The 23,256-nt window shown below is 65.2% G+C and carries 26 protein-coding genes; 17 read left to right on the top strand and 9 right to left on the bottom strand.

Translation table 11 applies throughout. The features are described from left to right. Position 1 precedes the first annotated feature (1 nt). The 6 genes from queA to O6Y00_RS17270 all read left to right on the top strand — a co-directional run bounded on the left by queA (position 2) and on the right by O6Y00_RS17270 (position 6,842). Positions 2 to 1,027 carry a tRNA preQ1(34) S-adenosylmethionine ribosyltransferase-isomerase QueA gene (gene queA / locus O6Y00_RS17295; RefSeq protein ID WP_353443812.1) on the top strand — a complete coding sequence of 342 codons (1,026 nt, stop codon included), beginning with the start codon at positions 2 to 4 and terminating at the stop codon, positions 1,025 to 1,027. 8 nt (positions 1,028 to 1,035) lie between these two features. Next, positions 1,036 to 1,491, top strand: coding sequence for an EF-hand domain-containing protein (locus tag O6Y00_RS17290; protein WP_353443811.1), 456 nt, complete (start codon positions 1,036 to 1,038; stop codon positions 1,489 to 1,491). 4 nt (positions 1,492 to 1,495) lie between these two features. Then, on the top strand, positions 1,496 to 2,644 hold the full coding sequence (gene tgt / locus O6Y00_RS17285; protein WP_353443810.1) for a tRNA guanosine(34) transglycosylase Tgt: 1,149 nt from the start codon (positions 1,496 to 1,498) through the stop codon (positions 2,642 to 2,644). Then, positions 2,641 to 2,838, top strand: coding sequence for a hypothetical protein (locus tag O6Y00_RS17280; RefSeq protein WP_353443809.1), 198 nt, complete (start codon positions 2,641 to 2,643; stop codon positions 2,836 to 2,838). Before tgt ends, O6Y00_RS17280 begins: the two co-directional genes overlap by 4 nt. Before the next feature lie 8 nt (positions 2,839 to 2,846). After that, the gene (locus tag O6Y00_RS17275; protein ID WP_353443808.1) at positions 2,847 to 5,678 is read left to right on the top strand and encodes a M16 family metallopeptidase; all 2,832 of its coding nucleotides are present in this window, start codon (positions 2,847 to 2,849) and stop codon (positions 5,676 to 5,678) included. Positions 5,679 to 5,852: 174 nt separating this feature from the next. Next, on the top strand, positions 5,853 to 6,842 hold the full coding sequence (locus O6Y00_RS17270) for a cell wall hydrolase (RefSeq protein ID WP_353443807.1): 990 nt from the start codon (positions 5,853 to 5,855) through the stop codon (positions 6,840 to 6,842). 42 nt (positions 6,843 to 6,884) lie between these two features. Here O6Y00_RS17270 and O6Y00_RS17265 read toward each other — a convergent pair whose 3' ends face one another. From O6Y00_RS17265 to O6Y00_RS17245, 5 genes are all read right to left on the bottom strand, one after another. Then, a complete protein-coding gene (locus O6Y00_RS17265) occupies positions 6,885 to 8,831 on the bottom strand; it encodes a S9 family peptidase (protein ID WP_353443806.1) in 1,947 nt (648 codons plus the stop codon). 933 nt (positions 8,832 to 9,764) lie between these two features. Beyond that, complete coding sequence (locus O6Y00_RS17260) at positions 9,765 to 9,995, bottom strand: hypothetical protein (protein ID WP_353443805.1); 231 nt, start codon at positions 9,993 to 9,995, stop codon at positions 9,765 to 9,767. 103 nt (positions 9,996 to 10,098) lie between these two features. Then, positions 10,099 to 10,311, bottom strand: coding sequence for a cold-shock protein (locus tag O6Y00_RS17255; protein WP_031394996.1), 213 nt, complete (start codon positions 10,309 to 10,311; stop codon positions 10,099 to 10,101). Positions 10,312 to 10,589: 278 nt separating this feature from the next. Then, positions 10,590 to 11,003: a hypothetical protein gene (locus tag O6Y00_RS17250; protein WP_353443804.1), complete on the bottom strand. Its 414-nt coding sequence runs from the start codon at positions 11,001 to 11,003 to the stop codon at positions 10,590 to 10,592. A 95-nt stretch (positions 11,004 to 11,098) separates the two neighbouring features. Next, entirely contained in the window at positions 11,099 to 11,536 is a 438-nt protein-coding gene (locus O6Y00_RS17245; RefSeq protein WP_353443803.1) for a DUF3597 domain-containing protein, read from the bottom strand. A gap of 363 nt (positions 11,537 to 11,899) precedes the next feature. On the opposite strand from O6Y00_RS17245, the gene O6Y00_RS17240 reads away from it, so the two are divergent. The 5 genes from O6Y00_RS17240 to O6Y00_RS17220 all read left to right on the top strand — a co-directional run bounded on the left by O6Y00_RS17240 (position 11,900) and on the right by O6Y00_RS17220 (position 16,320). Further along, positions 11,900 to 12,124, top strand: a complete 225-nt coding sequence (locus O6Y00_RS17240; RefSeq protein ID WP_353443802.1) for a type II toxin-antitoxin system VapC family toxin — start codon at positions 11,900 to 11,902, stop codon at positions 12,122 to 12,124. Beyond that, positions 12,121 to 12,630: an rRNA maturation RNase YbeY gene (gene ybeY, locus O6Y00_RS17235; RefSeq protein ID WP_353443801.1), complete on the top strand. Its 510-nt coding sequence runs from the start codon at positions 12,121 to 12,123 to the stop codon at positions 12,628 to 12,630. The genes O6Y00_RS17240 and ybeY overlap by 4 nt, the downstream gene beginning before the upstream one ends. Positions 12,631 to 12,638: 8 nt before the next feature. Beyond that, positions 12,639 to 13,535 carry a hemolysin family protein gene (locus O6Y00_RS17230; protein ID WP_353443800.1) on the top strand — a complete coding sequence of 299 codons (897 nt, stop codon included), beginning with the start codon at positions 12,639 to 12,641 and terminating at the stop codon, positions 13,533 to 13,535. 163 nt (positions 13,536 to 13,698) lie between these two features. Continuing rightward, positions 13,699 to 14,097: an outer membrane protein gene (locus O6Y00_RS17225; protein ID WP_353443799.1), complete on the top strand. Its 399-nt coding sequence runs from the start codon at positions 13,699 to 13,701 to the stop codon at positions 14,095 to 14,097. Positions 14,098 to 14,991: 894 nt separating this feature from the next. Further along, positions 14,992 to 16,320 (top strand): PQQ-dependent sugar dehydrogenase, encoded by a 1,329-nt coding sequence (locus tag O6Y00_RS17220; protein ID WP_353443798.1) that lies wholly within the window; start codon positions 14,992 to 14,994, stop codon positions 16,318 to 16,320. A gap of 202 nt (positions 16,321 to 16,522) precedes the next feature. On the opposite strand, the gene O6Y00_RS17215 is transcribed toward O6Y00_RS17220, so the two are convergent. Both O6Y00_RS17215 and O6Y00_RS17210 read right to left on the bottom strand, forming a co-directional pair. Beyond that, on the bottom strand, positions 16,523 to 16,720 hold the full coding sequence (locus tag O6Y00_RS17215; RefSeq protein ID WP_353443797.1) for a DUF2007 domain-containing protein: 198 nt from the start codon (positions 16,718 to 16,720) through the stop codon (positions 16,523 to 16,525). Continuing rightward, positions 16,717 to 17,277 carry a pyridoxamine 5'-phosphate oxidase family protein gene (locus O6Y00_RS17210; protein WP_353443796.1) on the bottom strand — a complete coding sequence of 187 codons (561 nt, stop codon included), beginning with the start codon at positions 17,275 to 17,277 and terminating at the stop codon, positions 16,717 to 16,719. Before O6Y00_RS17210 ends, O6Y00_RS17215 begins: the two co-directional genes overlap by 4 nt. Positions 17,278 to 17,326: 49 nt before the next feature. On the opposite strand from O6Y00_RS17210, the gene O6Y00_RS17205 reads away from it, so the two are divergent. Beyond that, a complete protein-coding gene (locus tag O6Y00_RS17205; RefSeq protein ID WP_056047063.1) occupies positions 17,327 to 17,572 on the top strand; it encodes a type II toxin-antitoxin system CcdA family antitoxin in 246 nt (81 codons plus the stop codon). Continuing rightward, a complete protein-coding gene (locus tag O6Y00_RS17200) occupies positions 17,573 to 17,869 on the top strand; it encodes a CcdB family protein (protein WP_353443795.1) in 297 nt (98 codons plus the stop codon). It begins immediately after the preceding gene. On the opposite strand, the gene tldD is transcribed toward O6Y00_RS17200, so the two are convergent. Beyond that, positions 17,866 to 19,293: a metalloprotease TldD gene (tldD, locus tag O6Y00_RS17195; RefSeq protein WP_353443794.1), complete on the bottom strand. Its 1,428-nt coding sequence runs from the start codon at positions 19,291 to 19,293 to the stop codon at positions 17,866 to 17,868. The two genes, O6Y00_RS17200 and tldD, sit on opposite strands and share 4 nt — an antisense overlap. 18 nt (positions 19,294 to 19,311) lie before the next feature. Beyond that, positions 19,312 to 19,545, bottom strand: coding sequence for a zinc-finger domain-containing protein (locus O6Y00_RS17190; RefSeq protein ID WP_353443793.1), 234 nt, complete (start codon positions 19,543 to 19,545; stop codon positions 19,312 to 19,314). Between the two features lie 274 nt (positions 19,546 to 19,819). Here O6Y00_RS17190 and O6Y00_RS17185 point away from each other — a divergent pair, with 274 nt between their 5' ends. From O6Y00_RS17185 to nadB, 4 genes are all read left to right on the top strand, one after another. Continuing rightward, positions 19,820 to 20,758 carry an ABC transporter ATP-binding protein gene (locus O6Y00_RS17185; RefSeq protein ID WP_353443792.1) on the top strand — a complete coding sequence of 313 codons (939 nt, stop codon included), beginning with the start codon at positions 19,820 to 19,822 and terminating at the stop codon, positions 20,756 to 20,758. A 75-nt stretch (positions 20,759 to 20,833) separates the two neighbouring features. Next, positions 20,834 to 21,091, top strand: a complete 258-nt coding sequence (locus O6Y00_RS17180; protein ID WP_353443791.1) for a type II toxin-antitoxin system ParD family antitoxin — start codon at positions 20,834 to 20,836, stop codon at positions 21,089 to 21,091. Continuing rightward, positions 21,088 to 21,384: a type II toxin-antitoxin system RelE/ParE family toxin gene (locus O6Y00_RS17175; protein ID WP_353443790.1), complete on the top strand. Its 297-nt coding sequence runs from the start codon at positions 21,088 to 21,090 to the stop codon at positions 21,382 to 21,384. Before O6Y00_RS17180 ends, O6Y00_RS17175 begins: the two co-directional genes overlap by 4 nt. Before the next feature lie 212 nt (positions 21,385 to 21,596). Then, on the top strand, positions 21,597 to 23,174 hold the full coding sequence (nadB, locus tag O6Y00_RS17170; RefSeq protein WP_353443789.1) for an L-aspartate oxidase: 1,578 nt from the start codon (positions 21,597 to 21,599) through the stop codon (positions 23,172 to 23,174). Positions 23,175 to 23,256: the final 82 nt, after the last annotated feature.

Here is a 23,256-nt window from a genome sequence, read left to right as displayed (position 1 = left end):
GTTGAACGTCGACCTTTTCGACTTCGACCTGCCGACCGACAACATCGCGCTCCGCCCCGCGGCGCCGCGCGATGCTGCGCGGATGCTGGTGCTCGAAGGTGATGCGACCCAGGATGCAGGCGTATCCGACCTGCCGTCGCTGCTGCGGCGCGGCGACATGCTCGTGTTCAACGATACGCGCGTGATCCCGGCGCAGCTCGACGGGCGGCGCGGCGATGCCAAGATCGGCGCGACCTTGCACAAGCGCGAGGGGCCGCGACGGTGGCGGGCGTTCATTCGCAATGCGCGGCGGCTGCGCGACGGCGACGTGATCGACTTTGGCAACGGCGTCAGCGCGGCGGCGGTCGATCGTGAGGATGACGGCAGCTACGCGCTGGTGTTCGCGGGCGACGAGCCGGTCGAGCTGTTGCTGGAGCGCGCGGGCCACATGCCCCTGCCCCCGTACATCGCCGGCAAGCGCCCGACCGACGAACGCGATGCAGACGATTACCAGACGATGTTCGCGTCCGAGCCGGGCGCGGTGGCGGCGCCGACAGCGGCGTTGCACTTCACGCCGAAGTTGATGGCGGCGCTCGAGGCGGCGGCGATCGGTCATGCGACGCTGACGCTGCATGTCGGCGCGGGGACGTTCCTCCCCGTGAAGGCGACCGACACCACCGAGCACAAGATGCACGCCGAATGGGGCCGGATCGATGCCACCACCGCCGATCGGCTCAACGCGGTCCGCGCACGCGGTGGTCGCGTGATCGCGGTCGGGACGACGTCGCTGCGGCTGATCGAGAGCGCGACCGGCGAGGACGACGTCATTCGTCCGTTCGACGGCGACACTGCGATCTTCATCACGCCGGGATACCGGTTCCGCGGGATCGACGGGCTGATAACCAATTTCCATCTGCCACGGTCGACGTTGTTCATGCTCGTGTCGGCGCTGATGGGGCGTGAGCGGATGCAGGCGGCGTATGCGCATGCGATCGCCGGGAGGTATCGTTTCTACAGCTATGGCGACGCCTCGCTTCTGCTGCCATGACGGGCGGCATGCTGCTCGTACTCGCTTTGCTTCAGGCCATCACGGCCGCACCTCCGCCCGCGGGCACGCCACAGCCGCCAGCGACGATATTTGCCGAGCCCGCCGCGCTGTTCATCGCCGCGTGCGATGCGAACGGTGATGGCCGCGTGACGCAGGCGGAACTGACCGCGGGCGTCGCGCGGAGCTATGCGACCGCCGAGGGTGCTGCGACTGGATCGATCGGGTACATCGCCTTTGCCGACTGGGCGCAGGCGTGGCTCGGCGATCGTAACGCGTTGCCGAGCCCGTTCGAGGTCGACCGCGATGGCGATAACCGGATCACGCTGGCCGAACTCCAGGCGCGGTTCGCGCAGTTCTTCGCGCGGTTCGACCGCGACAAGGATGGCGTGCTGACTCGCGCCGAACTCATCACCATCCGCGGCGCGCCGGCCGGCGATCGCTACGGCATCCGCAAGAAACGTTGATACCATGACCCGTCCCCGCTTCGACTTCACCATTTCCGCCACCGACGGCAAGGCCCGTACCGGCGTCATCGCGATGCAGCGCGGCGACATCCGCACGCCGGCGTTCATGCCGGTCGGCACCGCCGCTACCGTCAAGGGAATGAAGCCCGCCGATGTGGTCGGTGCGGGTGCGGACATCATCCTCGGCAATACCTATCACCTGATGCTGCGGCCGGGTGCCGAGCGGGTTGCGCGGCTGGGTGGTCTGCACGCGTTCTCAGGCTGGTCGAAGCCGATCCTGACCGATTCCGGCGGCTATCAGGTGATGAGCCTTGCCGACCTGACCAAGCGGTCCGAGGAAGGCGTCTCGTTCAAGTCGCACCTCGACGGCACGCGACATCTGCTCAGTCCCGAGCGGTCGATCGAGATCCAGCGGCTGCTCGGTTCGAACATTGTCATGGCGTTCGACGAACTGGTGCCGACCACGTCGACGCGAGAAGTGCAGGCCGCGGCGATGGAGCGATCGATGCGCTGGGCGAAGCGGTCGCGCGCGGCGTTCGATGCGGGCGAGGATCATGCCGAGAACAACGCCATCTTCGGTATCCAGCAGGGTGCGCTGAACGAGGGCTTCCGCAAGTCGTCGGCCGATGCGCTGATCGATATCGGCTTCGACGGCTATGCAGTCGGCGGCCTGGCGGTCGGCGAGGGGCAGGAGGCGATGTTCGGCTGCCTCGATTTCGCGCCGGACCAGTTGCCGGTCGACAAGCCGCGCTATCTGATGGGGGTCGGCAAGCCGGACGACATCGTCGGCGCGGTCGAGCGCGGTATCGACATGTTCGACTGCGTGATGCCCACGCGCTCCGGGCGGACCGGCCAGGCCTTCACGCGAACCGGGCCGATCAACATCCGCAACGCCAAGTTCGCCGAGGATATGGGGCCGCTCGATCCTGCCTGCCCCTGCCCGGTCTGCGGAACCTGGGGACGGGCGTATCTGCATCACCTCGTACGGTCGGGCGAAATGCTTGGCGCAATGCTCATGACGGAGCATAACATCTGGTTCTACGAAACGCTGATGGCGGATCTGCGGGCGGCGATCGCCTCGGGGACGCTGACACAGTTCGCGAATGATTTCCGTGGCGTGTATGCCCGGAAGAGTGAAGGAGAGCCCAAGTGACGATCAAGATCGACAGCGACACCCCGAACGAAATCCTCGCCGCCGCGAAGGAGGCGAAGCTGCAGGCCGAAGCCGCCGCGCACAACGCCGCGGAGAAGACCAAGAGCTGGCCGCTCGCGAAGATCGGGCTTGGCGTCGGCATCGGCTCCGCGGCGATCGCGGGCGCGGTGCTGTTCGCGAACCGCAACAAGTAAGGATCTCCATGCGCCTCCTCCGCTCCGCATTGCTGCTGACCGCAGCATTTTTCCCGGTAGCGGTGGGGGCGCAGACCGCGCCTGCCCCGACGCAGGTTTCGGTAAAGCCGATCGCGTATACCGAGCGCACGCTGCCGAACGGCCTGCGCGTATATGCGATCCGTGACACGGGCACGCCGAACGTTTCGGTGCAGGTCTGGTACGATGTCGGCTCGAAGGACGACCCCAAGGGCAAGTCCGGGTTCGCGCACATGTTCGAGCATCTGATGTTCAAATCGACGCGCAACCTGGTGTCGGAGCAGATGGATCGGCTGACCGAAGACGTCGGCGGATATAACAACGCTTCAACCAACGAAGACTATACCAATTATTACGAGGTGATCCCGGCCAACCATCTCCAGCGTCTGCTGTTCGCGGAAGCCGACCGGATGGGGAGCCTCGTCGTCGAGCCCAAGAGCTTCGGCTCGGAGCGCGACGTGGTGAAGGAAGAGCTTCGCCAGCGGACCCTGGCGCAACCGTACGGCAAACTGTTCTCGATCTATTATCCCGAACTCGCCTATCAGGTTCATCCTTACGCGCGGCCGGGGATCGGCAGTCTGGAGAATCTCGAAGCCGCCGGGATCGACGACGTTCGCGCATTTCATGCGACTTATTACCGGCCGGACAATGCCATCCTCGTCGTCTCTGGTAATTTCGACCCGGCGCAGTTGAACGGCTGGGTCGATCAGTATTTCGCGGGCATCAAGAAGCCGTCCGCGGCGATCCCGCGCGTGACGGTTGCCGAGCCTGCGCGGACCAAGGCAGTGACGCGGACCGTGTACGAACCCAACACGCCGTTGCCCGCAGTGCTGGTCAGCTATCACCTGCCGCCGGACCGCGATGCGGACATTCCGGCGTTGATGGTGTTGAAGGCGGTGCTGGCGACGGGCGAGAGTTCACGGCTGTACGAGAGCGTCGTGTACCGCGACCAGCTTGCGCAGTCGGCCGAGGCGTTCCTCGATACCAAGCAGGCGACCGGCAACATGGTCGTCTACGCAATCCTCGCGGGCGGCAAGACGATCGAGGCCGGTGAGGCCGCGTTGAAGCGCGAGATCGCTCGGTTCCGCGATGCGCCGGTGACCGCGGCCGAACTGGCCGAGGCGAAGAACGAGATCCTGACCCAGTCGATCCAGTCGCGCGAGACGGCCGAGGGCAAGGCGAGCACGCTGGCGTCCGCCGTGCTCGTCGACGGAGATCCAGCCGCGGCGGACAAGCAGCTGGCCGCGATCTCGCGGGTGACCGCGGCGGATATTCAGCGGGTTGCGCGGAAGTATCTCGGCGACAACCAGTCGGCGGCGATCCGGTATTTGTCGATCGCCGCCAAACCCGCGACCGGCGTTGCCGACACGATCGCGGTAGCGCCGACCGTGCAGGTCGCCGACCTGAAGGCGCCGGCGAATATCGAGATCGTGACGCCTGCGCCCGAAGGCGAGCGCGTCCAGCCGCCCATGCCGAGCGCGCCGGTATCGCCGACCATTCCGCAGCCTGTGGAGATGCGCCTCGCCAACGGCATGCGGCTGGTGACTGTCGAGCGGCACGAACTGCCGATCGTCACCGCCTATCTGGTAACCGCGGGCGGCGCCGCGACCGATCCAACGAACCGGGCGGGCGTCAGCAGCCTGTCGGCGGAACTGATGACCAAGGGCACCAAGACGCGGTCGGCGACCGAGATCGCCCGCGCAGTCGAAGGCCTGGGCGGGGCGATCGGCAGTTCGGCCGGCAGCGACGGCGCGGCGGTCGACGTGACGGTGAAGTCGGACCAGCTGGCGCCGGCGATGGCGATCCTTGCCGACGTCGCGGTCAACCCGGCGTTCGCGCCCGACGAGATCGAGCGGGCACGGACGCAGCAGATCGATGCGGTAACGCTTGCGTTGAAGGATCCGGCGCAGGTCGCCGGACTGGTCGCCGACCGCGCGGTGCTGGGCGGCTCACCGTACGGAGCGCCGAACGGCGGCACGCCGGTGTCGCTGAAGGCCATCACGCGCTCGGATATCACGGCTGCGTATGCGCGCAGCTTCCAGCCTGCGCAGGCAACGCTGATCATGGTCGGCGACGTGACCGCGGCAAAAGCGAAAGCGCTGGCTGAAGCGCAGTTCGGCGGCTGGACGTCGCAAGGCGCCGGTGCGCCCAAGGTGGCGCCGGTAGTCTATCCCGGGCCGCGCGTCATCGTCGTCGACATGCCCGAGGCCGGCCAGGCAGGCGTTGTCGTCGCGCGGCCCGGCATCGAGCGCGCCGACCCGCGCTATTATCCGCTCGCGGTGGGCAATACCGTCCTCGGTGGCGGCTTCTCGTCGCGGTTGAACCAGGAGATCCGGATCAAGCGCGGGCTCGCCTACGGTGCGGGCAGCACGCTGGATGCGGGCAAGACGCAAGGCACTATCGCCGCGCGGACTCAGACGAAGAACCCGACCGCCGCCGAGGTGGTGACGCTGATTGCCGCGGAGATGACGCGGATGGGGACGTCGCCGGTTCCCGCGAGCGAACTCGACACGCGCAAGGCGGTGCTGATCGGCAATTTCGGCCGCAATATCGAGACGACCTCGGGGGTCGCCGGGATCCTCGGGGCGTATGTCCAGAACGGCGTGCCGCTCGGCGAATTACAGCGCTATACCGGCACGGTCGGGGCGGTCGATCCGGCGGCGGTACAGGCGGCGGCGGTCGCGCTGCTCGATCCGAAGGCGGCGAGCATCGTCGTGGTCGGCGACGCGAAACAGTTCATCGAACCGTTCCGCAAGGCGTATCCGAACGTCGAGGTCATTCCGGAGGCGGCCTTGAGGCTCGACACCGCCGCGTTGAAGTGAACCACGCGGCGCCTGCGTAGGCAAACCTTGCCGGGCTCGCGCTTCGTCCCGGAGTGGGACGCCGCGAAATGTTAAGCGTCAGCCCGTACGAAACAGGCTATGGCGGCAGGGGCTGCTCGTCCCGGGCGGCGCTGAGGTGTGGATTTGCGCGTACGATTACAGACGGTTCGGCTGATGCGCCGCATCTGGATCGCGATGATCGGCGTGACGCTGATCGTCGGCGCGGGCATCTCCGCGCATGCCGCGCTGCGGGCGCTTTCCGCGCGCCATGGCGTGCTGCTCGCGGCGCCATCGCCTGACGAGACCCTGCCAGCTCCCACGAATGCCGCGCCGTCGACATCGATCGAGACCGCGGCGCCGGCGACAGGCGTGACGGGGACGATCGACCTGCCCGACCTGCCGATCCCGAGCGGCACCCCGGCGACGTTCGAAACCGGCGTCGTTCCGGCCCGCCCCTTCTCGATGGCGACCGCGTCGGCGACCGACCGGGGCCGCGCCGCGCAATGCCTGACCGCGGCGATCTATTACGAAGCGGCGTCGGAGCCCGATGCGGGGCAGCAGGCGGTGGCGCAGGTGATCCTGAACCGCGTCCGCCATCCGGCCTTCCCGGCGACGGTGTGCGGCGTGGTGTATCAGGGCTCCGAACATGCCGGGTGCCAGTTCAGTTTTGCCTGCGACGGGGCAATGGCACGGGTGCCGTCGCGTACCGCCTGGGTTCGCGCCGCGCGGGCCGCCGGGATGGCGTTGGCCGGGTATGTGTTCGCGCCGGTCGGACTAGCGACGCATTACCATACCTACGCCGTCACCCCGGCGTGGAACCGCAGCCTGGTGATGACCGACGTGGTCGGCGCGCATTTCTTCCACCGCTGGAAGGGATTCTGGGGCACGTCCGCGGCATTCAGCCAGCGCTACGTCGGCGGCGAACCGTTGCCGGGTCCACATGCGCCGATGGTCACGCCCGTCCCCGTTCCCCTCCCCGAACTCGTCGCCACGCAGACGGTACCGCCGATGCCGCAAAAGCCAGTCGCGCCGATCGACGCGCAGCCGGCCTATGCGCAGAGCGGCGCGGTCAAGACGGCAACGCCGGTCGCCGCGAACGACAGCCTGCCACCGGCGTCGCAGATCCTCGACCGGTGGAAGGATTCGGGAAAACCGCTTCGATAATCGACCCGGTGCTTCCCCTGCCCTCCCCCGGCTCCGCCAACCTTATTTGAGATACTTGCCGAACCAGGCGACGGTCCGCGTGCGCAGATCGGCGGAGTTCTTGGGATCGCGAATCCCGTGTCCTTCTTCCGGATAGATCACGAGGCTGGTCGGCACGCCGAGCGCCTTCAACGCGTGCCAATATTCGACCGACTGGGTCGGCGGCACCTCGATGTCGCGCTCGCCGACGTAGAGGAACGTCGGGGTCTTCGCGGTGGCGATGTAGGTGATCGGCGAGACCTTCGCATAGATCGCCGGATCCTCGTACATCGACGCACCGAAGAACGGGATCATCCACTGATCGATGCCGTTGGTGCCGTAGTAGCTGATCCAGTTCGACAGGCCGGCGCCGGACACGATCGCCTTGAAGCGATTGGTCTGCGTGTTGGTCCACATCGCCATGAAGCCGCCATAGCTGCCGCCGATCAGCCCGAGCCGCGCGTCATCGATCGGCGCGACCTTCTCGACCGCGTCGATGCCGGTGAGGATGTCCTGCAGATCGCCGCCGCCGAAATCGCGCTTGTTGGCCGCGGTGAACGCTTCGCCCTGGCCGTAGCTGCCGCGCGGATTAGGCATGAAGATGTAATAGCCCGCCTTGGCCAGATCGGCATTCAAGCCGCCGGTGATGAAGCCGGGCGTGCTGGCCGCGGACGGGCCACCATGGACGTTGACGATCATCGGCGCCTTCGCCGCGGCGGATGCCGACCGGGGTGCGAGCAGCCAGCCCTGGCTGGTGAAGCCGCCATTCTTCCAGCTGACACTGCGCGCCTTGAACAGCGCGGGCACCGCATCATTGTCGTGCGTGACCTGCTTCGGTGCCGTGACCGGACCGGCGAGAATCGCGGGGGCGTGTTCGAAGTCCTGCACGACGCTCGCGATCAGGCGACCGTCGGCGCTGTAGGCGACCTTGCCGTCACCCGCAGCAAAGCTCGCCGGGCGACTGAACCGGACCGTAGGCACGCCGGTCGTCCGCGGATCGATCGTCACGATCTGCGCGTCACTGCCCGAGAGCGTGGTCGCGGCGATCCCGCTGGCAAGCCAGTCTAGCGATGTGACGGTCGCCGTGTAGCCCGGGGTGCGGTTGGAAGGGGCGCCGCCCGCGAACGGCACCGTCCACACATCGCCACCGACCGAGCCGAAATCGCTCATCAACCCGCCGATGTAGGCGACGGTCCGGCCATCGGGCGAAACGCGCGGGAAATTGGCCTGGGTGGCGGGCTTGGCGATCTGGCGGACCGCGCCGGTCTGTGCGTCGATCGCATCGAGCGTCGCCACCCACCAGTTATTATCGCCGTTGCCGAGCGCACTGGTCGCGACGAACCCCCGGCCATCGGGCGTCCAGTCGTATTCATAAACATAGCGGCCGACCGGCGAGACCGGCGTCAGCGCCGCGGCGGCGACCGGCGTGGCGGTCACGTCGAACACGGCGAGACGCTGTTCGTCGTTCGCTTCGCCGATCTCGCCGACCTGTCGCGCGCCGGCCTGCGCCGCACCCGACTCCTTGGCGGCGCCGATCGTCACCAGCAGCGCGATACGCGTGCCGTCGGGCGAAAAGCGCGGCGTCTGCGCGATGCCGCCGACGGTGGCGACGATATGTGGCGTGGCGCCGTCGACGATCAGCGCCACCGCCCTCGCATCGCGATCGCGCGAGAGATAGGCAAGGCTGCCGGTCGACGAGAAGGTCAGCCCGGTTATCGCACAGGTCGCGCACGGATCGATCCGCCGCAGGATATGCCCGTCCTTCGCCGCCCGCAGCACGATCGCCCCGTTGAGATGCGCGGCCGAGTCGCCGGACTGCTCGACGGTGGCAATCGTATCGCCCTTTGGCGACAGCGCGAGCTGACCATATTGATGGACCGCCGGTGCGTCGGCGGCATGGGCGGCGGAGACGGGGAAGGCGGCGGGAACAGCGGCGGTGGCGAGCAGGACGGCTAGGACGATCGGGCGCACGGCGATACTTTCACAAGGGCAGTATTCTGTCAGGAAGGGACGATGCTAGCCCGTGGAATGGAAGATTGCGAGTGCGGTCAGGGCGCTTCGAGCGATGCGCGGTCAAGTTCGTGGATCAAGGAGCGCCGGCCTGGGGCCGTAACGTCGGGGGACGTGCGCGAGTGACCGGAAGATCCTGGCGGTATCCGCGACGGTCTGTTGCAGTGGGTTGAGCGCCCCGATCGGATGGAGGTCGGGGTGCCGACAGCGTGGTCCACCGGGCAGCCTACCGCCCGTCCTGCTGATCCAGGCACAACCATGACATTCGAGGGTTTCAGGCGTGATGCGCGTCGTGGCATCCCGGACCGCTGTGATCGCTCGCCTACTCCGAACAGCACCTTCGCCTTGCTGGCTTGTAACCGTCATTCCTCCGTAGACGGGAACCCACAGTGGCGAACTTCGCCTCAAGATCGCAACACCTAGAGGATGTGGATCTCCGCCTGCGCGGGATGACAAGGTAATGTTGGGCTTGTAATCATCGTGCGAGACGCGTGTGGCGTTGACGACCCGCGGCATCGATGAACCGAACGCCGGCGGCGTTGCCTTACCGGACCGTTACTCGACGAGAGCATCAGCAAGTGCGCGGTCGGGCGAAAGCGCCGCTCGGATGTTCTTTACGTCGCAGGAGGGGAATCAAGCCCTGCCCGAGATCACAGACGCCGATCCTTGGGACGACTGCGTGAGGATCGACGCGTCGTTACAAGATCATCGGGCGGTACTAAGATCGAATTGGCGAACTGCTCGCCTTGGCCGGATATCGACAGCATCTCGCCACAAGGCGATCTGGATCTTGATGGTTACAAACCACGTCTGGGATCATGCCGTGGCCACAAAAACAGAAATCCCGCTGGCGGCATCGATGCACACCTGCGGGATTTTACTGACACTAAAGTGTTATTCGGCGGGGACCATCGATGGCGTACCGATCATCATCCGCTCGCCACCGGGAGGGGCTGCTTCGCGGGCGGCCCGGAGAACCTGGGTGCGCTCGGCGCGCGAAGCCATGTCGTCCCAGGCCTTTTCAGCGCGGCGGCAGCGATCGCGGACGTTGTCGAGCAGGGCGGCATCGCCGTTGCGACGCTCTTCATCAGCGCGGGCCCGGTAAAATTCTGGATTATCGGCCATGCTGATGCGCTCCTGCGGGAGAATATGGAAAGAATTGGTGCGGCGATCCGAAGACCGCCGCACCGCAACCGAGATCAGGCGGCGGATTGCTCCGCCAGCGAGATCAATCGGCTGGCTGGAGGTTCACGGCCGACTGCTTGCCACGCTTGTCGGGCTCGAGCTCGTAGGTGACGCGCTGGTTCTGGTTCAGCGTCGGCATGCCGGCGCGCTCAACCGCGGTGATATGCACGAATGCATCGTTACCGCCGCCATCCGGCGCGATGAAGCCATAGCCCTTGTCGGCGTTGAAAAACTTGACGGTTCCGGTGATAGCCATGAAGTGGCTCCTTCTTAGTAGAGAGTAACCCGACGTTCGGGCGACCCGTGCCGCGGAGCAGGGAAAGAAGGAGAAAGGTGCCGCAAAGCGCCAAGAACCGTCGATATGCGACTGTAGCTGAGCGCTATATGGGCCAAGACCGGCTGAATTGCAAATCTTGCCGGTAAAATGGGTCAAGAACTGCGTCGATTTTCGCAGATAATATTCTCGCGCGCGCCCCCGGCAACACCGATAATTTAGAACGACCGGCGCCGATATTTCGGCGCCGGTCGAGGGACTTAACGGCAGCGCGTATCGTTGCTGGAGCGATCGACCGCACGCCCGGCGAGTGCACCGCCAGCAGCCCCGAGGACAGTACCGAGCAGGCCCGAGCCGCCGGGGGCAATGACGTTGCCGAAGACGCCGCCCGCGACTCCGCCGACGATCAGGCCAGTGGTACCGTCGTTGCGTCGGCAATAATAGCGACCGTCATTGCCACGATAGACGCGCTCGTTGCGCGACAGGCGGCGCTCGCGATAGCGACGATCGTCGCGGTAGTAGCGGCCGGCATCGTAGCTCCCGTAAGCGGGGTCGGGCCGGTTATAGTCGTAGGACCGGTAGCGCGGGTCGACGCCGTAGCGGCTGCCTCCGTCGCCGACGCAACCGGCAACCAAGGTGGAGGCGGCCAACAGGCCAAGCATCGCGACGCGCATTTCGAGTCCTTTCAAGGGGTTGATACCAAAAGCGTAATGATCGACGCCGACATTTGGTTGCCGGCGCCGACGCTCCACCTATTTCAGATTGCGGATCAATCCTTGAGGTTGGCGGGCACGGTGCCGCCGTTCTTCTCCAGTTCGCGCATCACCGCCTTGATCAACCACATGTTCATCTCCGCGCTGCCGTCCTTGGCGCCGGTGTAGCCCAGCTCGGTGGCAAGCTCCTTGCGGTTATCGAGGCTCGAATCGAGATCGAGCAGCTTCATCAGGTCGACGATCGAGGTGCGCCAGTTGAGATCCGAGCCCTTCTTGGAGGCGATACCGCTCAATACCGCCTCGACATCGACCGGTGCAGCCGCCGGTGCGGGGGCGGCCTGTGGCGTCGGAGCAGGCTGCGCGGCGGTGGTCTGCGGTGCGGCGGCGGGCGTCGGGGCAGGTGCGGCGTCGGCCTTGGGCGTGCCGAAATGGCCGCTGCCGAGCGGGCCGTGCTCGCCGAAGATGGCGGACTTGATCTTGCTGAAGATACTCATGGGGTCTCCGTCGTCTGGAAGTGTGACGGTGGGTGAACGCCCGGTCGACTGTTTGGGTTCAGCATCCGCACGCCACCGCCGGCCCGAACGATCGATTTGCGCGCCGGGACCGAAGGAGCCGGAAAACGCCCCGATCGTTCAGGTCGAGCGCATCGACGCGATCAGCGTGGCGGCGCTCAAGCCCAGCGCGAATGCTTCGCCGGCCTCGCGTCGGCGCAGGCGGTGCGCGACGAGAAGCAGACGCTGACGCTGGCGCCGGGCGTGTCTGGGAACCCGATAGCCTCACATCCGTAGTCGCGTTGGAGAATCAATCAGGGCCATCGCCCGCTTGCGTCCCGGACAATCGTCTAGGCTCGTACATTGATGATGGACCGCTTGTATGATCCGTCGATCTGCCTGATCGCGATCGAGATACCCGAACGCGTGTTGGCGATCGAAGTCCATCGGCGCTACCTTATGCGTGTGCATGAAGCTTCGCTCAACATCGCCGATCGTTTGGCGTATGCGATCACGCGCAAGGATGCTGAAATTCTCTTCAAGGGACGTGATTTTATCCATACCGACCTCATCGACGCGACGCTCGAATGATCGAAATCGCGGTCTCTTCCGACGCCCCGTGGCCGGACCACGACTGGGACACTCTCGCCCTCCGCGCGGCCACGGCGGCGATCGAGCGGACCCCGCACGGCGAACTGCTGACCAGTGCGGCGACGGTCGAGATCTCGATCCGGCTCGCGTCGGACGACGAGGTGCACACGCTCAACAAGCAGTATCGCCAGAAGGACAAACCGACCAACGTCCTGTCCTTCCCGATGGTCCAGGCGGATCTGCTCGAGACGATCACGCAGAACTCCGACGATGGCGAGGTGCTGCTGGGCGATATCATCCTCGCACACGGCGTCTGCGTCGCGGAAGCGGCCGAGCGCGGTATATCGGTCGAGGATCACGCGATGCATCTGATGGTGCACGGCACGCTGCATCTGCTAGGCTATGACCATATCGAAGACGACGAGGCCGAGGGCATGGAGCAGATCGAACGCGACGCGCTCGCCGCCTTGGGCCTCCACGACCCCTATCTGATAACAGAGGACTGACGACCACGATGGCCGATGGCCCCAATGCCGGTAACGGCGATAGTAGCGACAGTATCTGGCGCGGGCTCAAGGGCCTGATCTTCGGTGCTCAAGACGAATCCCTCCGCGACCAGCTTGAGGACGCGATCGACCGGCATGAGGGCGATCCCGCCCCGGATGCGAAGGGCGATCTCACCCCGCTCGAACGCCAGATGGTCCGCAACCTGCTCCATTTCAGCGAGCGCGACGCGGGCGACGTCGGCGTGCCGCGTGCGGACATCATCGCGGTCGAGGAAGAGACGCCGTTCGCCGATCTCGTCAAGCTGTTCGCCGAAGCGGGTCACAGCCGCCTGCCGGTCTACCGCGACAACCTCGATACGATCATCGGCATGGTCCACATCAAGGACGTCTTCAACATCCTCGCGACCGGCGCCGAGCATCCGACGTCGATCGCCGGGCTGATCCGCGAGCCGCTCTACGCGCCGATGTCACGCGGTGCGCTCGATCTGCTCGCGGACATGCGGCAGAAGCACGTTCACCTGACGATCGTGCTCGACGAATACTCCGGCACCGAAGGGCTCGTGACGTTCGAGGACCTGATCGAGGAGATCGTCGGTGAGGTCGAGGACGAGCATGACGAGGCACCGCAGGTGCTGATGACGCCGATCGACGGCGGCGCCTGGGATGCCGACGCACGTGCCGAGCTGGAGGACGCCGCAGAACTGATCGATCCACGGCTGGCGGAAGTCGATGGCGATATCGATACGCTAGGCGGCTTGGCGGCGCTGCTCGCGGGGCATGTCCCGCAGATCGGCGAATGCGTCGACCACCCCAGCGGGTGGAAGCTGGAGATCACCGACGCGGACGAGCGCCGCATCAACCGGTTGCGCCTGCATCCACCAAAGATCGAATTGGTCGAAGACTGATCAATTTCCCCGAACTGCAAACGCGCGTTCATTTCGGCACCGCAATGATCCTCTATCCATGAGGAGAGCTGACGATGCGTTATGTCATGAGCCTGTCGATGATGGTGATCGCGAACGGCGCCGCGGCACAGACCGTCGAACGTCCTTTTACCGGGCCAACGGCGTGGGCGGCGGCCTGTTCGCAGGCTATGATATTCCCGCCTCGCGCAACTGGCGGTTGGGTGTCGAGATCGCCGGGACCATTGGTGGACGCACCAATGCGGCAACCTTCGATGGCTTGGTTTACCAACAGCGGCCGCAGTTCGGCGTGCGGGGTACAATGCGGGCCGGCTATGTCCTGATGCCGCACCTGATGGGATACGGATCGTTCGGCTACGGCGGTAACGCATACCGCATCCGCGACCAGATCGGTATCGGCGATGCGAATGCGTGGGGAAGCAGTTTCGTGGTCGGGGGAGGCGTCGAATACAGGATCGGCCGCCGCTACGGACTCCGTTTCGACATCAAGCACGTCGACAACCAGACGTGGCAGGGTTTCGTCGGCGTGCCGATCCGGTTCTGATCGCCCGAACCTGGCGTCGTCGGCACTACACCCCACGCGATCACTGCCGATGACGCAATCTGTTTACCGATCAGGATTCGTTTAACGCCACCAAGACGCACCGCCCGACGATGCTGGTCGGCGACATCGCGCGGCGCGTGGATTGTGCGTACAACAAAATCTCGCGCCGCTTCCAGAAGAACCCCGACGAGTTCGCCAAGGCGTTCGCAGAGGCGTGGTACGAGCGGACGCACGGTGACATGGGCCCCTACCCGCTGCTGCTCGGCCCCGAAGTGCCAGGCATGGCGGTGCCAATGGTGCGCGTATCCGTCTCGCGTCGCAGAAGGATTAGGCGGTCAACGAGTCCGCCGGACTGGCAAAGGCGCTCTCGACGTAGGAGGGTATCCAGCGCGACGTCGAGGGCAGCGGCGAGACCGTGTCGATCTCGTCTCCGGTTCGAACTCGCAGCTGCGCGCGCTGGCCGAAGTCTATACGGCGGACGACGCGAGCGAGAAGTTCGCAGGCGCGTTCGTGAAGGTGTGGAACAAGGTGACGAACGCCGATCGTTTCTACCTGGCAAAGGTGCGGGCCGAGCAGCACGCCGCGATCTCGTAAACGCGACGTCTTGGCGACGAAGAAAGGCCGTCGGCAAATGTCGGCAGCCTTTTTTTATTCTTCCACGGGGAGGGAGATCGCGACGCGCAGCGGCGGGGTGGAGGGGGATCACCGCGAGCGCATCACCCGTGGAAGCCCGCTCCACCAGCTGCGCCGGTCCCCCTCCCCGTGCCGGGGAGGATTTGCCCAACTCCACCCGTCATCCCAGCTTTCGTTGGGAAGACGGACCAGGAGCGTACGGCGAAAAGAGAGGTCGCGGTAGAGATTGCCCCAACCCCTTCGCCCCCCTAATCTCCCAACATGCGCAAACACATTCTCATCGTCCTTGGCCTGATCCTGCTCGTGATCGCCGCGGGCGTCGCCTACCTCGGGTGGCCTGACACCGCCGAACTGTCGGTCGACCAGGTCGCGGGCAAGCTGCCCAAGATCACCGATCCTCGCATCCAGACGATTCCGACGGTCAAGGTCGCCAAGGTCGTCGGCTGGCAGAACGGCGCGATGCCGACCCCCGCTGCGGGGTTGGCGGTGAAACCGTTCGCAACCGGGCTCGATCACCCGCGATGGATGTACCGCCTGCCCAACGGCGACGTGCTGGTCGCCGAGAGCAATTCGCCGCCACGCGAAGGCGGTGGAATCACCGGCTGGGTGATGAAGGTCCTGATTGGTCGCGCAGGCGCCGGCGTGCCGTCGGCCAACCGCATCACCTTGCTCCGCGACGCGAACGGTGACGGCGTGGCGGAGATGAAGTCGGTGTTCATGACCGGCCTCAACTCGCCGTTCGGCATGACATTGCTCGACGGCCAGCTCTACATCGGCAACACCGACGCGCTCGTCCGCGTGCCCTATGTCGACGGTCAGACCAAGATCACCGCCAAGCCGGAACTCGTCATCAAGCTCAACCCCGGCGGCAATCACTGGGCGCGCAACGTCATCACCGCCGCCGACGGCAAGACGCTGTACGTGGGGGTCGGTTCGTCCTCGAACATCGCCGAGAACGGCATGGACACGGAGAAATACCGCGCCAACATCCTGCAGGTCTGGCCGAAGGACAAGAACTGGCGGATCTACGCCGCCGGCCTGCGCAACCCCAACGGCATGGCGATCAACCCCAAGTCCGGCGGGCTGTGGACCGTCGTCAACGAACGCGACATGCTCGGCTCCGACCTCGCGCCCGATTACCTGACGCAGGTCGAGTTCGGCGACAATTTCGGCTGGCCCTGGTATTATTGGGGCGGCTATCCCGACACCCGTGTCGAACCAAAGAACCCCGCGCTTCAGCAATACGCCAAGCGCCCAGACTACGCGCTCGGACCGCACGTCGCCGCGCTCGGCCTGACCTTCTCCGCAGACGCGAAGCTCGGCGCGAAATTCGCCAACGGCGCGTTCGTGGGTGAGCACGGCTCGTGGAACCGCAAGCCGGTGTCGGGCTACACAGTGGTCTACATCCCCTTCGGCGACACCGGCTTCCCGGCGGCTAACGCGAAGCCGGTCGATGTCCTGAGTGGGTTCCTCAACAAGGACGGCGATGCGCAAGGCCGCCCGGTCGGCGTTATCACCGACAAGACCGGCGGCCTGCTGGTCGCGGACGACGTCGGCAACGCAATCTGGCGAGTCAGCGCTGGGGGGTGATCTGGGCGGAGGGCGGCAAAGGCCCCGCCCTCGATACCAAAGGCGTACGATCCCAACCTATCGTCATCCCCGCAGAGGTGGGGACCCGTATGCTCAAGGGCTATCGATTGACTTGCGAGCATTGCCAGTATGGGTTCCCGCCTGCGCGGGAATGACGATCCGGGGGCTTAGGCGGCTTTCTATCAGCGCCTAACGCACCCGCTCACCCCGGCAAAATCCCTCTAGCCTCGTCCAGGTCATCCTCGTCGACCATTACGCGAACCGGGATCAGCAACCAGCTCCCTTCCATGACCGACATCCCGCCATCGAACGCCACTGCCGGGATGCCTTCGCTCTCCAGCCGACCGACGATGATGTGCGCCTCGTTGCGCCCGTAGCGCCCCAGCTCGACCAAGCTCATGCGCCCACGCGTTCCAACAGGACGGTGCCAAGCCGAACCGGCAACCCGTCGATGCTCTCGATCGGCCCAGCTAGTTCCTCGATCCTCTCGGCGTCAGTCTGCGTCGCGTGATACTTCGACAGCGTCTGCCGCTCGCGGTCCAGCGTCATGAACGGCACGCCCCACCCGCAACTCGTCTGCACCTCACCGACATCGATCAGGAAAATCTGCCGCGTACCCGGCAACGGCGTGAACTGCGCGTAGAGGTCAGCCCAGCCGTCGTCCTGCGGCAACACCGCGCGGCCCTTGCCGTAGATGCGGAAGATCACCGCGGGCTGGTCGAACGCGCAGAACATGATCGTGATGCGACCATCGGCGCCAAGATGCGCGTTCGTCTCGTTCCCCGACCCGCCGACGTCGAGATACGCGACCGTCTTCGGATCGAGTACGCGAAAGCTGTCCATGCCTTTGGGACTGAGGTTAATCCGCGCGCCTTCCGCGGCTGTCGCGACGAAGAATACCGGCTGCCGGGCGACGAACGCGCGATGATCGTCGGTGAGCGCGGGGAAGAAGTCCATCGTTCGGCTCCGAATTGACGCGCGTCGTCAACGCGCATACTTTGTGCGCATGAAACATGATCCTATCGCTACCGGCAAGCGCAAATCAGTAAATATGTCCGTTGATACCGGTATTGTCGCCGCTGCCAAGGAAGCGGGCGTCAACTTGTCGCGAGTTACCGAAGCCGCACTTCGCGGCGCAATCAAGACCGAGCGCGAACGACGCTGGAAGGAAGAGAATCGACAGTGGATCGAAGCACAGAACCGATGGATCGACGAGAACGGAATTCCGCTTTCCGGCCTTGAGCCGCTGTAAATGGCGCAATTCGACGTCCATTCGATCGACGGTCACGGGCTTGTCGTGAATTGCCAGAGCGATCTTTTAAGCGACTTGCGCTCACGGGTCGTTGCCCCATTACGCCAGCCGGACGAACCGTCGGTTTCGCAGTCCAGGCTCAATCCGCTTGTGACGGTGCATCAGACGAAATATCGGGTCGCCGTCCAGTTTCTACGCGCCGTCGATAGCCGACAACTCGGCGAAAAGATCGGTTCGCTTGTCGACTACGAATATGATCTGAAGGCCGCAATCGACATGGTCGTCGGCGGACTTTAAGCCGCCGTCCCCCCGACCGTAAGTCCGTCCACCAGCAACGTCGGCTGCCCGACACCAGCCGGCACCGACTGTCCTCCCTTGCCGCAAATCCCGATGCCCTCGTCGAGCGCGAAGTCGTTGCCGATCCCGCGAACCTTGGTCAGCGAACTCGGGCCATCGCCGATCAGCGTCGCGCCCTTGATCGGGGCACCGATCTTGCCGTCCTCGATCAGATAGGCCTCGGTGCAGCTGAACACGAACTTACCCGACACGATATCGACTTGCCCGCCGCCGAACGCCTTGGCGAAGATGCCCTTCTTGACGCGCGACAGAAGCTCGGCGGGATCGTCGTTGCCGGCCTTCATGAAGGTGTTGGTCATCCGCGGCATCGGCGCATGCGCATAGCTCTCTCGGCGACCATTGCCGGTCGCCTCGACGCCCATCAGCCGTGCGTTGAGGCGGTCCTGCATATAGCCCTTGAGAATGCCGTCCTCGATCAACACGGTCTCGCGCGTCGGCGTGCCCTCGTCGTCGATCGTCAGCGAGCCGCGGCGATCCTGGAGCGAGCCGTCGTCAACCACCGTCACGCCCTCGGCCGCGACGCGCTCGCCGATGCGACCCGAGAAGGCCGACGTACCCTTGCGGTTGAAATCGCCCTCGAGCCCGTGACCGATCGCCTCGTGCAGCAGAATGCCGGGCCAGCCATTGCCGAGCAACACGGTCATCTCGCCCGCAGGAGCGGCGATCGAGTCGAGGTTGACCAGCGCCTGCGACAACGCCTCGTCGATCGCGCGGTTGTACGTCGCAGGCTCGAACAGGTCGTTGTAGAGATAGCGCCCGCCGATCCCGTAGCTGCCCGTCTCGCGGCGACCATTCTGCTCGGCGACGATCGAGACGTTGAGGCGGACTAAAGGCCGAACGTCGGTCGCGACGAAACCGTCCGCGCGGACGATCTCAACGACGGACCACGTTCCCGAAAGGCTGACCGATACCTGCGCGACGCGAGGATCGCGCGCCCGCGCCGCAGCGTCGATCGTTTGACAGAGGTTCACCTTGTCGGCGAAGGGGACGAGGTCGAGGGGATCGGCATCTGTGTAGCGGCGCTGGTTGGTGCCCTGCGGCGGACGGGCCTTCGCGGCGACGCCCGGTTCGATCAGCGCCATCGTCTCGGTGGCGCGACGGATCGCGGCGGGGGTCATCTCGTTCGAATGCGCGAAAGCTGTCATCTCGCCCGACACTGCGCGAAGGCCAAAGCCGGAACTGGTGTCGTAGGAGGCGGTCTTCAGCCGGCCGTCGTCGAACCCGAACGCCTCAGCCTTGCGATACTGGAGGTACAACTCGCCATCGTCGGCCTTGCCGAGCGCCTTGGCGGTCAGCGCCTGCGCCTGTTCGGGGTCCAGGGTATCGCGGTAGAGGAACGAACGGGGGTCTGCTGCTATCGTCATCCGATAGATATAAGCGGCTTAGCGCCCTGCGCCATCCCCGCGATCGCGCAAAGTCGACTGGTCCGCGCCATCCGCGGCGCCGCCGACGAGGATGAAGCGGCGGTCGCAATAGCCGCAATCGACATAGCCGGTCTCGTCGATCTGCAACCAGACGCGCGGGTGGCCGAGCGCCGCACCGCCGGGAATGTCGGTGGCGCCATCGCAGGCGACGCGGGCGTGGGTGACGCGGGTGGTTTCGAGCGGCGGATGCATGAGGGGGCGATAGCAAGCGCGCGCGGGCCGGGCAATTGGTTCTTCGGCGTGGGCAAGAAGGAAGAATGGGTTCACGCTGAGGCGCGGAGACGCGGAGGTGTTGCATCCAGCCTGTCGGTCGGGAGACATCATGATCTGTTCCGCAGGTAGGTGATCGAGCGGTCGCTACGCGACAAGCGCAACACCTTCGCGTCTCCGCGCCTCCGCGTGAACAAATCTTCTTTGCAACGCCCGAGGGGATGACCAGCCCCGCCCGCCCCGCTATGCCGCAGCCATGACCGAAGCTGCGATCGCAATCTCGAACCTTTGCAAGACCTACGCGCCCGTCGGCACCGCCCCGCCCAAGCGCGCGCTCGACGACGTGACGTTCGACGTGCCCCGCGGCCAGATCTTCGGCCTGCTCGGCCCCAACGGCGCGGGCAAGTCGACGCTCATCAATATCCTCGCCGGCCTCGTCAACAAGACCGACGGCAGCGCGGCGATCTGGGGGTTCGACATCGACGAACACCCGCGCAACGCCAAGGCGTCGATCGGGATCGTCAACCAGGAGATCCTGTTCGACCCCTTCTTCTCGCCGTTCGAGACGCTGGAGATCCAGGCCGGCCTCTACGGCGTCCCCAAGGCGAAGCGCCGCACCATGGAACTGCTCCGCGCGGTGCATCTCGAGGACAAGGCGCACGCCTATGCCCGCACGCTGTCCGGCGGGATGAAGCGCCGCCTGATGGTCGCGAAGGCAATGGTCCACTCGCCCCCCGTCCTCGTGCTCGACGAGCCGACCGCGGGCGTCGACATCGAACTGCGCCAGCAACTCTGGACCTATGTCCGCAGCCTCAACCAGGCTGGCGTGACGGTGGTCCTCACCACGCATTATCTCGAGGAAGCCGAAGAACTCTGCGACCGCATCGCGATCATCAACAACGGCCGCCTGATCGCCAACGAACCGACCCGCGAACTGGTCGGCAAGGCACAGGAGAAGATCGTCGCCGTCACCGTCGACCGCGACGTGACGGATATCCCCGCCAACGCCTGCTTCCAGAAGATCGCGCTGAAGGGCACCCGCACCCTCGAAATCACCTACAAGAAGGACCGCGTGAACGCCGGCGAAGTCCTCGCCGCGATCCAGTCCGGCGGCTTCGGCATCGTCGACGTCTCGACCAAGGAGCCCGATCTGGAAGACGTTTTCCTCAGCCTGACAAGGGCAGCCAACGCCTGAACCACGAGCGTCGGCGTTATTTGCTCCCCGGCAGGATAGTCGATAGGCTTGGGGCAACTCCGATGGAGGTGCGTGATGATCAGTGCTGATCTCGGCCAACAGCTCGAAACTTATGTGTCCCATCTCGTCGAGACCGGTCGATATGCGTCCGAGAGCGAGATCCTGCGCGAAAGCGTGCGATTGTTGCAGGATCGAGAGGCGCGTCTGGCGGCGCTCGACGCATCGATAGCGCGTGGCCTAGCCGATGCGGAGGCAGGCCGGGCGACATCCGCCGACCAGGTTTTCGACCGACTCGAAGCCAAATATGCGGCGCTGGCAGACGGCACGGGATGATCGTCCTGATCTCCGCCAGGGCCGAACAAGACCTTGAGGAGATCGGCGACTATATTGCTCGCGACGATCCGAACCGGGCGATCGCGTACATCCGGATGCTGCGCGCGAAGTGCCTCGCCCTCGCCGATCTTCCTAGCCGCTTCCCGCTGGTGCCGCGGTACGAGGCGCGAGGCATACGCCGTCGCGTTCATGGCGATCACCTGATCTTCTGTCGTGTCGAACACGAACAGGTTGTCATCCTTCACGTTCTGCACGGCGCCCGAGACTATGCTGCATTCCTGTTCCCGGTATGAGAACTACCACTCTGTCCTATCACCGTATTTTCAGGCAACAGCGACAGTATGCAGGCCTCCCTTACCAACTCATCCGCCGCTTTGAGCGTAGCGTCGTCCAGATCGTCGAAGCATGATGAAGGAAGTTTCCGAGCGCGACGTCGTGTGAACTACGTAACTTTCCGCAAAGCTGCCGACGCCATTTCGGGCTTGGATCAATTCGGAAACCACGCATGAACAGCGACATCCTGATCGTCGGCTCGGGCGCCGCAGGCCTCACCGCCGCGCTCAATCTTGCCGATCGCTTCAAGGTCACCGTCCTGGCGAAGGGCGCGCTCAACGAAGGCTCGACCGCGTGGGCGCAGGGCGGGATCGCCGCCGTGCTCGAACCCGGCGACACGTTCGAGAACCATGTCGAGGACACGATGGTCGCCGGCGCCGGGCTCAACGACCGCGCGATCGTGGAAATGGTGGTCGAAGGTGCACCTGCCGCGATCGAACGCCTGACGCATCTCGGCGTGCCGTTCGAGACCGAGGGCAACGCGCTGCACCTGACTCGCGAGGGCGGGCACTCGCACCGGCGCATCGTCCACGTCGCCGACGCGACCGGCTGGGCGGTGCAGGACGCGCTGCAGAAGGCCGCCGAGGCGCATCCGAACATCACCCTCGTCCCCGACCAGATCGCGATCGACCTCGCCACGTCGCGCCACGAAGAACGCTATTCGGGTGCGGGCAACGTCTGGGGCGTCTACGCGGTCGACCGCCACACCGAACGCGTGGAACTCTACACCGCGCGCGCGACGATCCTCGCGACCGGTGGCGCGGGGCGGACCTATCTGTTCTCGACCGCACCCCGCGGCGCGACCGGCGACGGCATCGCGATGGCGTGGCGCGCCGGAGCGCGTGTCTCCAACATGGAAATGATGCAGTTCCACCCGACCTGCCTCTACAATCTGGAGGTCAAGAATTTCCTGATCACCGAAGCGGTGCGCGGCGAAGGCGGGCGGTTGATCAATCCGTCGACCGGCAAGCGCTTCATGACCTATTACGACCCTGCGCGGATGGAGCTCGCCCCCCGCGATATCGTCGCGCGCGCGATCGATGCAGAGATCAAGCGCTACGGGCTCGATTACGTCCATCTCGACATCAGCCACATGCCCGCCGAGTTCATCCGGCATCACTTCCCCAACATCCACGAGAAGCTGCTCGGCCTCGGCATCGACATGACGACGCAGCCGATCCCGGTCGTCCCCGCGCAGCATTACACGTGCGGCGGCATCGTCATCGACGAACACGGCAAGACCGATCTTCCCGGCCTGTATGCGGCAGGCGAATGCACCGAATCCGGACTGCACGGCGCCAACCGGCTCGCGTCAAATTCGCTGCTCGAATGCTTCGTGTTCGGCGAGGCGGCGGCGGACAGCATCGCAGCCGCGTGGGACACGCTGCCCCCGCCCCCGCCGATCCGCCCCTGGGACGAAAGCCGCGTCACCGATTCCGACGAAGAGGTCGTGATCAAGCAGACCTGGACCGAGATCCGCCGCTTCATGTGGAATTACGTCGGCATCGTCCGCACCACCAAGCGGCTTGAGCGCGCGCAGCACCGGATCGAACTGCTCAACGACGAGGTCGCCGAATATTACCAGCATTTCCGCGTCACGCCCGACCTGATCGAACTGCGCAATCTGCTCCAGACCGCCGAACTGATCGTACGATCCGCGCTCCACCGGCACGAGAGCCGAGGGCTGCATTTCACGCTCGATTATCCAGAGACGTTGCCCGAGGCGGTCGATACGGTTCTCGTTCCCTGATGCTCGCGCTGTTCGGCGCACGCGGCGCGCGCTTCGTCGCAGTCGCGCAACACCGTGGTTTCGCGACGCGGATCCGCGGATA

It is taken from the genome of Sphingomonas faeni (assembly GCF_040407565.1).
Classification (GTDB): Bacteria; Pseudomonadota; Alphaproteobacteria; order Sphingomonadales; family Sphingomonadaceae; genus Sphingomonas; species Sphingomonas faeni_F.
The sequence above is the reverse complement of the archived record's forward strand: the minus strand, read 5'-3'. Positions and strand labels throughout refer to the sequence as shown.

Coding starts and splice junctions, on each gene's coding strand:
- ybeY (WP_353443801.1), top strand. CDS start 12,121: ATGATCGAAATCGCGGTCTCTTCCGACGCCCCGTGGCCGGACCACGAC.
- O6Y00_RS17180 (WP_353443791.1), top strand. CDS start 20,834: ATGATCAGTGCTGATCTCGGCCAACAGCTCGAAACTTATGTGTCCCAT.
- O6Y00_RS17230 (WP_353443800.1), top strand. CDS start 12,639: ATGGCCGATGGCCCCAATGCCGGTAACGGCGATAGTAGCGACAGTATC.
- O6Y00_RS17250 (WP_353443804.1), bottom strand. CDS start 11,003: ATGCGCGTCGCGATGCTTGGCCTGTTGGCCGCCTCCACCTTGGTTGCC.
- O6Y00_RS17175 (WP_353443790.1), top strand. CDS start 21,088: ATGATCGTCCTGATCTCCGCCAGGGCCGAACAAGACCTTGAGGAGATC.
- O6Y00_RS17200 (WP_353443795.1), top strand. CDS start 17,573: ATGGCGCAATTCGACGTCCATTCGATCGACGGTCACGGGCTTGTCGTG.
- O6Y00_RS17290 (WP_353443811.1), top strand. CDS start 1,036: ATGCTGCTCGTACTCGCTTTGCTTCAGGCCATCACGGCCGCACCTCCG.
- O6Y00_RS17205 (WP_056047063.1), top strand. CDS start 17,327: ATGAAACATGATCCTATCGCTACCGGCAAGCGCAAATCAGTAAATATG.
- O6Y00_RS17255 (WP_031394996.1), bottom strand. CDS start 10,311: ATGGCTATCACCGGAACCGTCAAGTTTTTCAACGCCGACAAGGGCTAT.
- O6Y00_RS17245 (WP_353443803.1), bottom strand. CDS start 11,536: ATGAGTATCTTCAGCAAGATCAAGTCCGCCATCTTCGGCGAGCACGGC.
- tldD (WP_353443794.1), bottom strand. CDS start 19,293: ATGACGATAGCAGCAGACCCCCGTTCGTTCCTCTACCGCGATACCCTG.
- O6Y00_RS17275 (WP_353443808.1), top strand. CDS start 2,847: ATGCGCCTCCTCCGCTCCGCATTGCTGCTGACCGCAGCATTTTTCCCG.
- O6Y00_RS17215 (WP_353443797.1), bottom strand. CDS start 16,720: ATGAGCTTGGTCGAGCTGGGGCGCTACGGGCGCAACGAGGCGCACATC.
- O6Y00_RS17210 (WP_353443796.1), bottom strand. CDS start 17,277: ATGGACTTCTTCCCCGCGCTCACCGACGATCATCGCGCGTTCGTCGCC.
- O6Y00_RS17220 (WP_353443798.1), top strand. CDS start 14,992: ATGCGCAAACACATTCTCATCGTCCTTGGCCTGATCCTGCTCGTGATC.
- O6Y00_RS17270 (WP_353443807.1), top strand. CDS start 5,853: ATGCGCCGCATCTGGATCGCGATGATCGGCGTGACGCTGATCGTCGGC.
- O6Y00_RS17190 (WP_353443793.1), bottom strand. CDS start 19,545: ATGCATCCGCCGCTCGAAACCACCCGCGTCACCCACGCCCGCGTCGCC.
- O6Y00_RS17240 (WP_353443802.1), top strand. CDS start 11,900: ATGATGGACCGCTTGTATGATCCGTCGATCTGCCTGATCGCGATCGAG.
- O6Y00_RS17260 (WP_353443805.1), bottom strand. CDS start 9,995: ATGGCCGATAATCCAGAATTTTACCGGGCCCGCGCTGATGAAGAGCGT.
- O6Y00_RS17185 (WP_353443792.1), top strand. CDS start 19,820: ATGACCGAAGCTGCGATCGCAATCTCGAACCTTTGCAAGACCTACGCG.
- nadB (WP_353443789.1), top strand. CDS start 21,597: ATGAACAGCGACATCCTGATCGTCGGCTCGGGCGCCGCAGGCCTCACC.
- tgt (WP_353443810.1), top strand. CDS start 1,496: ATGACCCGTCCCCGCTTCGACTTCACCATTTCCGCCACCGACGGCAAG.